Source organism: Leptothoe sp. LEGE 181152 (assembly GCF_032906605.1).
GTDB classification, from domain to species: Bacteria; Cyanobacteriota; Cyanobacteriia; order Phormidesmidales; family Phormidesmidaceae; genus Leptothoe; species Leptothoe turfae.
Map to the genome: position 1 here is coordinate 82,749 of NZ_JASATU010000024.1, position 14,439 is coordinate 97,187.

Genomic DNA, 14,439 nt, shown 5'->3' on the forward strand with positions numbered 1-14,439 from the left:
ATGCACTCATATGTATGTAGTTTCTAGTATTTGTAGGATAACCAACCCAATAGCGTGTATTTTGTTCCCTATCAATACTTAAGTCCTGTCACATTTCAAACAAATCCTTGTGATGAACCGAGCTAGCAAAGCTGTACTGACCTACAGTAGCAGCACAGCTGTATCCATTTCTATTACTTTAATTGGTTTTTATATCACACCTAAACTGATTGGTTATTTAGGTGATGAAGCTTTCGGAGCTTTTCGTGTAGCAATGGATTGGGTTGCTTATTTAAGTATTATCACTATCGGTATCGGAGGAGGGCTACTACCTCTGCTTTCAAAATCTATTGCTCAAAGGGATAAAAATGGTATCTATGATGTACTGAAGATTGGTCTTGAGGCATATTGCAAGGCGACAGTTTTAATGCTGTTACTTGGAATCTGTTTAGTAATCTTTATCACAAAACTTGTTCCTGTTGAACCTGAACATACCTTTGGCTTACAGTTGGGTGTATTGATAAGTCTTTTTTCAATATTATTGGCTCCATTAGCAATTTATCCGCTTCTTGCACAAGTCAAACAGCTAGGTTACTTTATAAATTTTTCAAATTTATTGCAAAGCTTAGTGATATATATTTCATCTATATCTTTTGCTATTTTAGGTTGGAGCATTGCGGGTCAATTTCTGGCCTTACTTTTAGGTAGTTTTTTCAATCTGTTCTTTATAATATATATTCTCTCGAATGAATACCCAATCAAGTCTTTGATAGGTATTTTTAAGCGCAGTCATGATCTTACAGGGCTTAAAGTTCTTCTATGGCAAGGCAGCTTGAAAAATATCTTGATGGCTCTTGGTGGAAGACTTAGCATAATGACAGATAATATTGTTATCGCTGCCGTCATAGGTCCCAGTTCAGTTGTAAGCTTTTTTTTGACTCAAAAGCTTTGCTTGATAGCTCAGACTCAGATGCAGGGCATAGCCAATGCGAGCTGGGCTGGGCTAGCTGAACTATATTTTAGCGGCGAGTTTGAGACACTTAGTGTAAAAATTATCGAGGTCACTAAGCTTACTTCAATTTTGGGAGGAATTTTTTTAATTCCTGTTGTAATTTTCAATGGAAGTTTCTTGTCCCTGTGGATTGGTCCAGATAAGTACGCAGGCGCATTGGTTACGCAAGTAGCAGCTATGAATTCAATGCTTTTAGCATTGTTTTCTGTTTGGGCATTACCTATTAAGGCTATTGGCAAAGTTGAGCAACTTCTTCCACCTATCATATGTTCATCTCTAATTAACGTTGTCCTGAGTATCAGGCTAAGCTATTCGCTGGGTATAGCTGGCCCCTTAATAGGAACTCTTTTATCTTTCTTACTTACATATGCTTGGTGGTATCCAGTCTTAATCAAAAAAAATTTTAGAGTTCCTTTGAGGCTATTGATATTTTCAGTTCTTAAGCCTCTTTTTCTCTCTTTATTTTTTATTCTAATGTGTCAGTTTCTTTATCCAATCTTTTTTGATTTTCCTGAAGATTGGGTGAGTTTAATATTTAACATGTCTTTAGTCTCAGTTTTATATATGATTTCAACTTGGCTTTTCCTATTAACTGATCTTGAAAGAAGTATGTGGAAAAATCGATTATTAGGACCTCTAAGAAGATAGTAAGTTAATTCTTTTTTAGGTAGCCTGACAACTACCTATTTGATTAAAAAAACTGCTCCACATCTGGAAAAATTATCTCATGGAGGAGCTAGAGTAACATAAAAGGAGAGCAAAATTACTACTTGAATCAATGGAAAAATGTGCAAAAAAACTGTTCCCATAATATCTTTATCACCTTGCTTAGTCAAAGCTTTCCATATACAAACAAAGCCCATCTATCCCTTCCACTTTGTTTGTATAGTGGCTATTGATATTGCACTACAATCTCTATTTAAAATTACTGTAGTATTATGGACTTTGTGAATTTATTTTTTAATAATCTTCGCGAGGACATTATTGCACATGTTCCTCCTGACCATCGAAATAAAGCAGCTATTTCTTGGATGTGTGTCTATCTAAAGATAATCATGCTCTCTCGCGGATTTCATTTGATATTAATATACAGAATTACTCATTTACTACGCTGTAACTTTGGGGTCCTTGGTAAGATCTGCTCTAGCATTTTGTTTGCTTTTTCAAGACAATGGTACTCTTCTGAAATCTCGCCTTTAGCAAATATTGCGGGAGGTATTATTTTCCCTCATCCTAGAAATATAACTATTGGCGCTGAAACGATCATTGGCCCGCGCAGCTGGATCTTCCAAAACGTTACTATTGGGGGTAGTCCAGGAAAGGTTGGGTTGCCAATTATTGGGTCTGATGGTCGTATCTACACTGGTGCTGTCATTTCCGGGCCGATTAAAATTGGCAATCATGTTTCTATTGGGGCTAACACCGTTGTATCGCAAGATCTGGCTGACGGAGTCTTTGCTCGTCCTGGTAAACCAACCATTTCTAAGTCCTCTCAATATTCGTTAGATGTAGCGAGTTGAAAAGAGCTGCCAGCTGAGGAACAGAGAAGTATTGCTGTTATAAACTTTAGCTACTTGAGAATTCAATTATGTGTTTATACTCTACGAGTGTTTTGATACCGAGTTTTAAGAGGCCTAAAAAGCTGTCTAGCTGTTTAGATAGTTTATCTAAACAAACTCTTTTACCTGACGAAGTGATTGTTGTCTGGCAAGGTGATGATGTTGAGACCCGAAATGCTGCTTCCGAAATATCATCCAGTTTGTCTTTTCCACTAAAACTATTGCATAACATTCAACCTAATATTGTTGCTGCAGAAAATACTGCCTTTTGCAACTCTAAAGGAGATATTATTCTATTATGCGATGACGACATTACAGCCCCTGCCAACTGGATAGAGAAACATGTTTCTTTTTATTCTGACTCTACTGTAGGTGCTGTCGGTGGACCGGCTGATAACTATCAGCCAGATCTTTCTCCTTTTCCAAAACGAAGAGTTGAACCCATTGGAAAACTCAGTTGGTTTGGAAAGATATATGGGAATATGTATGACCATGATGATACTTGGAAATGTCGTAGCCCTCAAGAAGTTGAACACTTAGTAGGATATAACTTCAGTTTTAGAAGAGTGGCTTTAGATAGCTTCGAGGATTCTCTCAAGCCCTATTGGCAAATGTTTGAACTCGAGGCCTGCTTAAAGATTAAAAGTAAAGGTTATCGAATTATCTTTGATTTTAGTAATGTGGTAAATCATTACCCAACGAATACTGCTTATAAAGGCGGACGAGACGGAGATTTGCAAGTAAAAATATATAATGCTTGTTACAATCAAGCTTTTATTCTCTCAAAGCATAGTGCTCGAACTGTACGAGGAATTCGCTTAGCATATTTGCTGCTAGTTGGATCTACGGGTAGTCCTGGTTTTTTGTCTAGTCTGTGGGCTTTAAAGAAATATGGGAAAATAGCAAGAGAATTTGGAATTTTGATAAAGTCAACCCAGTACAAATTCAGTGGTTGGAGAGATGGTAGTCAGAAGCGTCTTGAAGGTTATACCAATAATGTGTAAAAGCAACTGAATTGCTTATGAAATCCTATAAAATTGCTTCGTTTAACGTTTTTCTTATTTTAAGCTAACTCCTTATGTCTTCAAATGGCCTTTCTATGTTCTCGCCCTTTATGTTTTTAACTTTTTAGGTAATTGAGTATGAAAATAGAGTCCCTCTTTAAACCAATTTATCTGGCTAAACGTTTGCAGTACAAATTATATGAAATATTTCATCCTGATGAGCCTTGGATCGCACAGGGAGCCATTCGGTGGTGTGATAAGCACCTAACGACAGAACATACTGGTTTGGAATGGGGCAGTGGGAGAAGTACCTTATGGTTTTCTAAGCGGCTTAAGTCACTTGTAAGTATTGAATACAATAAAGCATGGTATACCGAACTCTCTAGCCAGCTTAATGTTAAGCAGATACCCAACGTTGATTTAAGGTACATCGAATTAGATCATCCGCTTAACGCACCTACCCCGGCTCACTATGGTTCTAATCCCAAATATGTAAAAGTCTCTGAAGAGTTCGAAGATGAGACCCTTGACTTTGTTGTTGTGGATGGGCACTATCGTCAAGCTTGCATTTTATCGGCTATACCTAAAATCAAGCCAGGAGGCTTCTTGCTAGTTGACAACACTAATAGGATGCCGCTTGATGAGTGGGGAGTACCCAAAAGCTGGTCTATCATACATCAAAGCCATAATGTCATGACTGAAACGACTATCTGGAAGAAAAATTAGACAAAAGTTGTAGAACCTGTTCTACCCCTATATAAAAAAGGACCTATTATGGCTCGCTCACGCAAACTTCTTTCCATTGCTCATTCCTACGTCATTGCGCTAAACAGACGTTTAGCGCATGAGATGGCTTTGCTCGGAAAAGACAGCTGGGAAGTGACTGCTGTCGCACCGACTTTCATGGGTGGAGATCTAAGGCCAGTAAAGCTGGAAGCCTCTTCTCCAGGCGAGACCGAGGCATTTCAACTAGAATCTGTTCCAACCTATTTGAGTGAGAAAATCCACTTTATGACCTATGGTTGGCGACTCCGAGAGATTCTGCACCAAAACTGGGACATGATCCATTGCTGGGAGGAGCCCTATATCTTGGCAGGTGGTCAGATAGCCTGGTGGACGCCTAGCCATATTCCCATTGTTTACAGAACTGCCCAAAGCCACAATAAGAAGTATCCTCCTCCATTCAACTGGGTTGAAAATTACTCTATGGGACAGGCAGTCGGTTGGATCTGTTCGGGAAGGACGGTTGCTGAGACACTAAAGTCCCGACAAGGCTACGATTTACCAATGCGTTTGATCCCTTTGGGGGTGGATGCTCATCACTTCTATCCTAATAAAGAGGCTGGAATTCAGGTTCGTCAATCTTTAGATTGGGGAGATTCTGATGTGCCAGTTGTTGGCTATTTAGGACGATTTGTTCCTGAGAAGGGGCTTGATTTGCTGATGGAAGTTTTGGGGCAACTTGAAACTCCCTGGAGGGCATTGTTTGTAGGAAAAGGTCCAATGGAAGACCAGTTAACTCAATGGGCAAACCAGTATCCTAAGCAGGTGAGAGTTTGCACTGATGTTCGGCATAACGATGTTCCTGGATATCTGAATGCGATGGACTTGCTCTGTGCACCTAGCCAAACTCGACCAAATTGGCGAGAGCAGTTTGGTCGCATGTTAATAGAGGCATTTGCCTGTGGTGTGCCCGTTATAGGAAGCGACAGTGGTGAGATTCCAACTGTTTTAGAGGGGGCAGGTGTAGTCGTTGGCGAACAAGATATGTCAGGGTGGTTAGAGAACTTGTCTAATCTTCTAGAAAGTCCGGAAAAACGACGGAACCTTGCTGTACAAGGTCTGTGCAAGACAAAGGAACACTATAGCTGGCCAATCGTTGCTCAGCAGTACCTTGATTTTTTCAATGAGTTGAGTGAAATGCACACTTCTTGATGAATATGCCTATTTCAAAACGTGTAGAGGTAATTGATGTTTTAAGAGGCTTGGCTGCAATGGCTGTTGTCCTCTTTCATTTTACGGGTTATTTATCTTTGTCAAAAACTCCTATGAGCTTTTGGAGTCAGGGTATAGTAAATATTACTGAATATGGGTATGTTGGAGTTCCTATTTTCTTTGTATTAAGTGGTTATGTGATTGCGCTGACAGCTTCTCGTTATCGCTTCTCATTTAATACAGGCGTGCGATTCACACTTCGTCGTTTAGTTCGACTAACACCACCCTACTGGTGCATGGTTAGTCTCTTCGCTCTGACTATAGTGACTGGGAGGATGTTTGGTTTTTTCCAAAACACAACAGTTACAGTCGCTCAAGTCGTAGCGCATCTGGTCTACGCTCAAGATATATTAGAATACACACCTCTTGATATTGTACATTGGACTTTGTGTCTTGAAGCACAATTCTATATTGTGTTTTCACTATCTAATATTATTATCCATCGATATTTTCAAAAGCGTGAGGTACTCTATTTCTCAGCTACGGTAGTAGCTTCTATTCTAATTAATACTTTTGAAGTACTGCCAAATGCTTGGTTCCCTTGCTTATGGTATCAGTTTGGCCTGGGAATCTTGATTTATTATGCGAGATGCAACCAAAAGTTAGCCATTATCCTTTTCACTCTAGCAAGTGCTATGGCAGGTCTTGACTTTTATCGTGGAGAGATTATCGGTGTGACAGTATTAGCTACATCTTTCATCCTTTTCTCCATGGAGCGCTTCCCGTTTATCCCCAATTCTTATCCTAAATGTTTGTCTAGCTTGGGGCAGATTTCTTACAGTTTATACCTAGTTCATGGATTTGTTGGATTAGGATTAGGAATCGTCTTCAAATCATTATCACTTCAATCAGAGATGATTGCTTGGTTCTTGATATTGATTGCTGTAACTCTATCTATTGCTTTCTCTGTTCTTTTTAATTTAGTCTGCGAGCAACCAGCTGCGTCATGGTCACGACAGATTAAGATTGCTGCTGTGATGAAACACAGTGAAGCTCCCGTAGAAGGTCATGTATCTTGTAGAACTTCCATAAATCTTTCGGAATAGATATTGTAAGTCGGTGGGGACAGCTGAACCTTGTGACAACATAAAGTCATCTTAATCAGCTGTCTCAATAATTGAAAGTCATCATGATTCACAACATAAAATATGTTGAAACTATTTTGATGTTCTCATGGTGCTCAATTGATCCTGATTAGTAATATCAGCGAAATTAGTTTACCAATATTCAAAATTTACTTAAATTTTTCACTTGAAATGGGAGAAAATTGGAGTTCTCTGAATATGCTTTTCACTGAATTGACTGTTATTACCGATTATCTCGAAGAGGGATGGAAAAGTATGGATTTATGCGCACAGATGTTGATAAAACATCTGCCGCACATAAACTCTAACCCTCTAGAAACAACAGCTGTTTGTCCCAGTTTCGTACGACGATTTCAGAACATTCCGTATTTGAAGCATAAGCGAGTTGCCTTTAATGGCGATCGCCTTCTAAATCGTTTTTTTGACTATCCTCGGTATTTAAATGCTAACTGTAACGGTCAACCAAACCGCTATTTTCATATTGTTGACCATACTTATGCGCAGCTTATCTATAACTTACCTGTTAACAGGACAGGAGTATTCTGTCACGATATTGATGCATTTAAGTCAATTGTTGAGCCCGACATTGAGCCTCGTCCACAATGGTTTCGTTTCATGTCATCCAGAATTTTGAATGGCATGAAAAAAGCCGTAGTCGTTTTCTACACAACTGATATAGTTCGTCATCAAATAGAAAAATATCAGCTGGTTAATAGTAATCGACTAATTAAGGCTCCTTTAGGCATTAGCTCAGAGTTTGTCGCCCGGCAGTCTGTATATAATGTTCCTATTAGTAAGGAAGCACAAGCAGTATTATGCAGACTAGAGGGAAAACCCTATCTTTTGCATGTGGGTAGCTGTATTCCTCGGAAGCGAATTGACATATTGTTAGATGTGTTTGCAGGCGTTCGTCATGACTTTCCAGACCTTAAACTTGTTAAGGTAGGCGGAGATTGGACAGAAGGTCAATGGCAGCAGATACGTCAATTTAATTTAGCCGAACATATTTTTCACTTTAAAGGTCTCGAACGCTCTACCCTTGCTGAACTGTATCGCAATGCCGCGCTTGTTCTTCAGCCGAGTGAATCTGAGGGATTTGGTCTACCAGTGATAGAGGCACTTGCCTGCGGTGCTATTGTTGTTGCCAGTGATATTCCTGCTCTTAAGGAGGTTGGTTGTCAGTCAGCTGTTTTCTGTCCAGTCGCCCAGGTGCCTGTTTGGGTAGATACTGTTTGCCAGCTTCTAAAGAATCCAGGGCAGGCTCCTGACATCAGAACTCGTCTCGACCATGTGAGTCAATACACCTGGTCAGCTCACGCTAAGACTATCGCCAAAACTTATATGAATTTATCTTTGTCTCATAGATTAGGCTGATGGCGAAATCTTTAGATTCAGAACTAGAGACAGTCGTATTCCTGAATCCTGTTGGATTTATAGGTGGCGGGGAACGAGTATTGCTGTCTATGATGTCAGCTTTAAGATCAGCACAGCCCAACTTAAACATTTATCTAATTTTAGGTACTGAGGGTTCTTTGGCCTCTGAAGCAGCGGCTTTAGGTGTTTCTGTCGAGCTGTTACCACTACCAATGCAGCTAAGTCAATTAGGTGACTCAGGACTTTCCAGGTTGCCTCGCTTTTTAAGGTATATCCGTTTTAGCTGGCAGGCCATTCGAGCTATACCAGCTTTGAGTCGGTATCTGTCTAGTTTGCATAACAGATTGGCATGTATTCGGCCTGATCTAATCCATTCAAATGGTATTAAAACTCATCTTCTTCTAGGCATAATGAAGCGGCTGCCCGCACCTGTCGTCTGGCATATTCATGATTTTTATAGCACTCGTCCGCTAATTGGAAATATGTTGAGGCGGCTAGCTTCAAACGTTGATTTAGGGATTGCCGTGTCCGAGGCTGTTGCCCGAGATGTTCGCACTTGCCTACCCAATTTATCGGTGACGACAATTTACAATACTGTCGATTTGGAACGCTTTACTTTTACTGAAAGTGAAGTTGAGGTACCTAATCAGCCTCTAAAAGTTGGCTTAGTGGCTACTTTCGCCAAGTGGAAGGGGCATGATATTTTCCTTGATGCTGCCAAGATAGTTGTGGACACAATGCCAGATTGCGATACTCGATTTTGCATTGTGGGAGGGCCTATTTATAAAACCCAAGGTTCTCAGTTCTCTGAAGACTTTCTCAGAGCACGAGTGCAATACTTAGGAATCAACGAACATGTTGAGTTTTGGGGCTTTCAGAAAAATGTAGCAGAGGCGTATCAAAAGCTAGCTATTGTAGTTCATGCGAGCACTCAACCTGAGCCTTTCGGCTTGGTTATTTTAGAAGCCATGGCTTCAGGGAAACCTGTGATTGTTTCTCGATCGGGTGGAGCAGTAGAGTTGTTTACACATAATTATGACGGAGTAGGTTTTGAATCAGGCAATGCTAAAGAATTAGCTAATGCCATTGATAAATTAGTTAGAGATGTACAGTTTCGAGAGGAGTTGGCATCCAATGCAAGAAAATCGGTTGCTGAACGTTTTAGTCAAACAGCCCTAGGTGATACTCTCATAGAGGTATATAGAAGTGTTAAGACTAATCCTTTATGAGGGGCAAATATTTGATGATGATTGTGCAACTAAAGAGAAAAGCTTGAAGTGCTGAATGGCTGGAAGTAGGGAAAATTATTAACCGAACAGTATCAAACCATCTGGATTAAAGTACAGTAGTGTCAATCTACTGTTGCAGTATTCAGAATTATGGTTAAGTTGTGGCAGCAGTGGATATTTCATGGCGCGATCGCACTCATAACCACCAGCCTTCTAATCATCCTAGCCATCAAAGCCAGGCTAATCGTTTCAGCCCATCAATCCCCTGACCCCGAAGCCATTTTAGTCCTCGGCGGCGGCAATACCCGAGAGCCCGCCGCCGCCCAACTAGCCACCCAAAACCCACAACTAGCAGTGTGGGTATCCAGCGGCTTAGACCCCACCCAAGCCCATAAAATTTTCTCAGCCCAAAACGTCGCCCTAACGCGAGTCAACCTGGACTATAGCGCCACCGATACCGTCACCAACTTCACCACACTGGTAGCCCAACTCCAAGCCCACAACATCCGCCACATCTATTTAGTTACCTCAGACTTCCATATGCCCCGCTCCAAAGCCATCGCCTTTTGGGTCCTCGGCAGTCGCGGCATCGCCTACACCCCAATTTCTGTTCCCTCCAATATACCGTCCGAGTCTCATCATAAAATTGTGAGAGACATCGCCCGCAGTTGGCTATGGCTAGTCACCGGTCGCACTGGCTCTAGTCTAGACCCTGACCCGCCTATTAGGCCTTCGTGAGAAGAGAGGTTGGTATAGAGATAAACTCCCAGGTTGGGACTGTGGATAGGTGGATGAGGTAATGGGGTGAACAACTACTCAAGATCCCCTGGAATTAAAAATGGGTGGTGTTGATATGGAGATCGTGAACTGGTCGACAAAGGTGTACCTAAACAAGGCATTGTCCTCGGCTTTCACCCTAGCTACAGGCGTGAATTGTCAGACTACGCTACAGGCTGACCGTTATCTTCTAACTCTAAAAACTGACCCTATCTCAAATCTTGTGCCATGGTCAGTTAGGAAACATTAACCAACCGTCTGGATTAAAGTGCGGTAGTGTCAATCTACTCATCCCACATCCCGGTAAGTCATCCTAAAATAAGAAGCGGTAGTTCCTAAGGAAAATGTGATGGTTGCTGCCTCAATCAAAATAGCAGAGCTGCGTATCACCTGGGACCCCTTACCAGAGGACTTCAATCTGGACGAAAAACCTGTGGAAAATACCGGTCAACCACTGCTTGCAGGGGCATTACGCGAACCCCTAGAACTCAGTAGCTGGATTCAACCAGAGATGCTGATTGCATCTAATTTTGGCCTGTGTGCCACGATGAACGACAACCTGGTAATCAAAGCCCCCGCCTGGCTCTATGTTGCCCGAGTTAATCAACCCGGACAGACACGCAAAGCCTATACACCTAATTTAGACGGTGAGGCACCAACCGTGGTGATGGAATTTCTCTCAGATGAAGATGGCAAAGAATATTCATCTAAGCAAACATTTCCACCCGGCAAGTGGTTCTTTTATGAACAGATTTTAAAGGTACCTACCTATGTGATTTTTGAACCAGAAGGTGGACTTCTAGAAGTTTATCATCTGACCAATGGACGCTATGAACTAGAACAACCTAACCCAGAAGGTCAACATTGGTTAGAAGCCATGGGGTTCTTTTTAGGAACCTGGCGCGGCAAAAAAGAAGAAAGAGATGGCTATTGGCTACGGTGGTGGGATGCCAATGGACAGTTACTTCCCTGGGCCGTAGAAAAAGTAGCGGCAGTTACCCAGGAAGCTGACCAGGAACGGCAACGAGCTGAACAAGAACGGCAACGAGCTGAACAAGAGCACCAACGGGCTGAGCGATTGGCTGAAATGTTGCGATCTCAAGGAATTGATCCAGATATTGTGTGATCTACGACTTATGACCACCAAATACGGCATTAACGATTGTATGCACATCAACTACTATAGTTAAGCCATTATACCTATTGCTCGCCCTAGGTAGTTTTCGTATCTGCGATTAGCGTTTGCCATGAGTTTATATAGCACCTTCACTTCAGAATCAGTTTCAGAAGGCCACCCCGATAAAATGGCCGACCAAATTTCCGATGCCGTTTTAGATGCCCTATTAAGAGATGACATCCACTCCCGTGTTGCCGTGGAAACCATGGTAAAAACCGGTATGGCCATCATCGCAGGTGAAGTTCGCACCAGCACCTATGTTGATCTTGAAGATATCGTCCGTGATGTCATTATCGGCATCGGCTATAACAGTTCAGACTTAGGTTTTGATGGAGCTTCCTGCGCCGTTGTCAATGCTATTGGTAAGCAATCTACTGATATTGCCATGGGCGTCGACGAAGGCGAAAACAAAGATCTTGGTGCAGGCGACCAAGGTCTAATGTTTGGCTACGCCACCAGCGAAACTGATGTGCTGATGCCCGCCCCTATTTACTACTCCCACCGGCTAGTAGAACGCCAGGCCTATCTACGCAAAAATAAGGTGCTGCCCTGGCTTCGCCCTGATGCTAAGAGCCAGGTCACCCTGCGCTACGAAAACCGTAAGCCTGTTGCTGTTGATGCCGTAGTTCTTTCTACCCAGCATGATCCGGACATTTCCCTGGGCGATATCCGTGAAGCCGTCATGGAGGAAATCATCAAGCCCGTGCTGCCCCATCAATGGTTACATGCTGAAACGCAGTACCACATTAACCCCACCGGACAATTCATCATTGGTGGCCCTGTCGGTGACTGTGGCCTCACCGGTCGTAAGATTATTGTCGACACCTACGGCGGCATGGCCCGTCATGGTGGAGGCGCATTCTCCGGTAAGGATCCCTCTAAGGTAGACCGCTCAGCGGCCTATGCCGGTCGCTATGTGGCCAAAAATATTGTTGCAGCTGGTTTGGCAGAACTGTGCGAAATCCAGGTTTCCTATGCCATTGGTGTCGCTGAACCCACGTCTATTTCAGTCAATACCTTTGGCACTGGCAAGCTGGAGGATGACAAAATTGCCATGCTCATTCGCGAGCATTTTGACCTGCGCCCCCAGGGTCTGATCGATATGCTCGACCTCCGTCGACCGATCTATGGACCAACGGCTGCCTATGGCCACTTTGGCCGTGAACTGCCTGACTTTACCTGGGAAAAAACCGATAAGGCTGATTTGCTAAAAGCCGCACTTTAGGTAAGCTTGCTTTTCCTGAAATGCGAGCCTGGCATAGGCTGTCCTTTGCTGCTCAAGGTTACCGAATAGATCACTCGGAAAGTTGAGCCCACTCTGCGAGAAGCCGCTTTGGCGTCTACATTCAAAATCCGTCTCCCCTAGGGAGACGGATTTTGAGGGAATCCCCAGTATGCCTAATTAGGCGCATGCAAATAGTTCCATAAAAGGGGGCCTGAACAACCGTTAGCCACTTTGACAGTCGCTTAATCATAGAAATAGCTTCTGCAAAAGAATCAGATGCAAAAGAAGCAGGCCCCCTCCAAAAGGAGAATATCTGCTTTAAGCCAGCATTTGGAAAGTAGAATGCCTAGAACATCCTCTAACGGCATAATGAATAGGTTGGTCAGATAAACTTGTCACTCACCATAAGGAAGCCCATGAGCGCACAAACACTTACAAGAGACTACAAAGTAGCTGATATTAGTCTGGCCAGTTGGGGCCGCAAAGAAATTGCGATCGCAGAAGGCGAAATGCCAGCGCTGATGGCTATTCGCAAAAAATATAGCGACAGCAAGCCCCTGTCAGGCGCTAAGATCATCGGCTGTATTCACATGACCATTCAAACAGCCGTGCTCATCGAGACCTTGATTGAATTGGGTGCCGAGGTGCGCTGGTCATCTTGCAATATTTTCTCTACCCAGGACCATGCCGCCGCTGCCATTGCTGAAGCGGGTGTTCCCGTCTTCGCGTGGAAAGGTGAAACCGAAGACGAATATATGTGGTGCATTGAGCAGACCTGCCGGACCCCTGAAGGTCAGCTGTGGAATGCCAACATGATTTTGGACGACGGCGGTGACCTGACCGGTTACATCCACGAGACCTATCCTGAAATGCTCACCAACGTCCATGGTGTGACCGAGGAAACCACGACAGGTGTTCACCGTCTCTATGAAATGTTAGAGAAGGGCGAACTCAAGATTCCTGCTGTCAACGTCAATGACTCTGTCACTAAAGCTAAAAACGACAATAAATATGGCTGTCGCCACAGTCTAAACGATGCGATTAAGCGCGGTACTGACCACCTGATGGCTGGTAAAAAGGCCCTGGTGATTGGTTATGGCGATGTGGGTAAGGGGTCAGTGGCCTCTCTGCGTCAAGAAGGCATGATTGTTAAGGTGGCGGAAGTTGACCCCATCTGCGCTATGCAGGCCTGCATGGATGGCTTTGAAGTTGTTTCACCCTACCATCATGGTGTCAACGATGGCACAGGCGCTAACCTCAACAAAGATTTGCTAGCAGCCACTGATTTGTTGGTCACCGCAACGGGGAATGTCAATGTGTGTGACGCTAGCATGCTGGCAGCGTTAAAGCCCGGCGCAGTGGTTTGCAACATCGGTCACTTTGACAACGAGATTGACACTGCTTACATGCGTAAAACCTGGCAGTGGGAAGAAGTAAAGCCCCAGGTCCATAAGATTTATCGTAGCGATGACCCCCAAGACTTTTTGCTCTTGTTGGCAGAGGGTCGCTTGGTGAATCTGGGTAATGCCACTGGCCACCCCTCTCGCATTATGGATGGTTCCTTTGCTAACCAGGTGCTGGCTCAAATGTTCTTGTTTGAGCGCAAGTTTGCTGATCTGTCCGATGCAGATAAGGCCAATGCCATTACGGTAGATGTCTTACCTAAGCACCTGGATGAAGAAGTTGCTCGCTACATGGTTGAAGGCTTTGGCGGTGTGATTACTCAGCTGACTCAAACCCAGGCTGACTACATCAATGTGTCTGTAGAAGGTCCCTTCAAGACCGATAGCTACAAGTACTAAGGTTGAATACGGTCCAGGTTGTGAGATCTGGTCTGGTTTAATCTGACCATGCTTCAAACCCAGTTAGCCTTTTATGCTAAAGGCTAACTGGGTTTTTAACTTTCTTGTTGTTCGTGGTGATATCACGGCAACAGCAACACCAACGGAAATGAGATTTATCAGATTATCGCTATGGGGATACGTGAATAGTGAAAGATGAGTGGGGTATATTCAGCACGGGT

At 43.2% G+C, this 14,439-nt stretch carries 13 protein-coding genes; all 13 read left to right on the forward strand.

Annotated features, from left to right (window positions below; genetic code table 11):
• The first annotated feature begins 112 nt into the window (after positions 1-112).
• The 13 genes from QGP82_RS14435 to ahcY all read left to right on the forward strand — a co-directional run bounded on the left by QGP82_RS14435 (position 113) and on the right by ahcY (position 14,218).
• Positions 113-1,639, forward strand: a complete 1,527-nt coding sequence (locus QGP82_RS14435; protein ID WP_499059834.1) for a lipopolysaccharide biosynthesis protein — start codon at positions 113-115, stop codon at positions 1,637-1,639.
• 290 nt (positions 1,640-1,929) lie between these two features.
• Positions 1,930-2,511: a serine O-acetyltransferase gene (locus QGP82_RS14440; RefSeq protein WP_499059835.1), complete on the forward strand. Its 582-nt coding sequence runs from the start codon at positions 1,930-1,932 to the stop codon at positions 2,509-2,511.
• Between the two features lie 92 nt (positions 2,512-2,603).
• Positions 2,604-3,554: a glycosyltransferase family 2 protein gene (locus QGP82_RS14445; protein WP_499059837.1), complete on the forward strand. Its 951-nt coding sequence runs from the start codon at positions 2,604-2,606 to the stop codon at positions 3,552-3,554.
• Between the two features lie 138 nt (positions 3,555-3,692).
• Positions 3,693-4,280 carry an O-methyltransferase gene (locus QGP82_RS14450; protein WP_499059838.1) on the forward strand — a complete coding sequence of 196 codons (588 nt, stop codon included), beginning with the start codon at positions 3,693-3,695 and terminating at the stop codon, positions 4,278-4,280.
• Positions 4,281-4,328: 48 nt separating this feature from the next.
• Entirely contained in the window at positions 4,329-5,489 is a 1,161-nt protein-coding gene (locus QGP82_RS14455; protein WP_499059841.1) for a glycosyltransferase family 4 protein, read from the forward strand.
• On the forward strand, positions 5,489-6,595 hold the full coding sequence (locus QGP82_RS14460; RefSeq protein WP_499059843.1) for an acyltransferase family protein: 1,107 nt from the start codon (positions 5,489-5,491) through the stop codon (positions 6,593-6,595). The genes QGP82_RS14455 and QGP82_RS14460 overlap by 1 nt, the downstream gene beginning before the upstream one ends.
• Positions 6,596-6,733: 138 nt before the next feature.
• Positions 6,734-8,008 (forward strand): glycosyltransferase, encoded by a 1,275-nt coding sequence (locus tag QGP82_RS14465; protein ID WP_499059845.1) that lies wholly within the window; start codon positions 6,734-6,736, stop codon positions 8,006-8,008.
• Positions 8,008-9,237: a glycosyltransferase family 4 protein gene (locus QGP82_RS14470; protein ID WP_499059847.1), complete on the forward strand. Its 1,230-nt coding sequence runs from the start codon at positions 8,008-8,010 to the stop codon at positions 9,235-9,237. Before QGP82_RS14465 ends, QGP82_RS14470 begins: the two co-directional genes overlap by 1 nt.
• Positions 9,238-9,387: 150 nt before the next feature.
• Positions 9,388-9,975, forward strand: a complete 588-nt coding sequence (locus QGP82_RS14475; protein WP_499059849.1) for a YdcF family protein — start codon at positions 9,388-9,390, stop codon at positions 9,973-9,975.
• A gap of 129 nt (positions 9,976-10,104) precedes the next feature.
• Positions 10,105-10,194 carry an element excision factor XisI family protein gene (locus QGP82_RS14480; protein WP_163671782.1) on the forward strand — a complete coding sequence of 30 codons (90 nt, stop codon included), beginning with the start codon at positions 10,105-10,107 and terminating at the stop codon, positions 10,192-10,194.
• A 169-nt stretch (positions 10,195-10,363) separates the two neighbouring features.
• Positions 10,364-11,140, forward strand: a complete 777-nt coding sequence (locus tag QGP82_RS14485; protein WP_499059851.1) for a Uma2 family endonuclease — start codon at positions 10,364-10,366, stop codon at positions 11,138-11,140.
• Between the two features lie 121 nt (positions 11,141-11,261).
• On the forward strand, positions 11,262-12,416 hold the full coding sequence (gene metK, locus QGP82_RS14490; protein ID WP_163702688.1) for a methionine adenosyltransferase: 1,155 nt from the start codon (positions 11,262-11,264) through the stop codon (positions 12,414-12,416).
• Between the two features lie 416 nt (positions 12,417-12,832).
• Entirely contained in the window at positions 12,833-14,218 is a 1,386-nt protein-coding gene (gene ahcY / locus QGP82_RS14495) for an adenosylhomocysteinase (protein WP_499059853.1), read from the forward strand.
• Positions 14,219-14,439 lie beyond the last annotated feature (221 nt).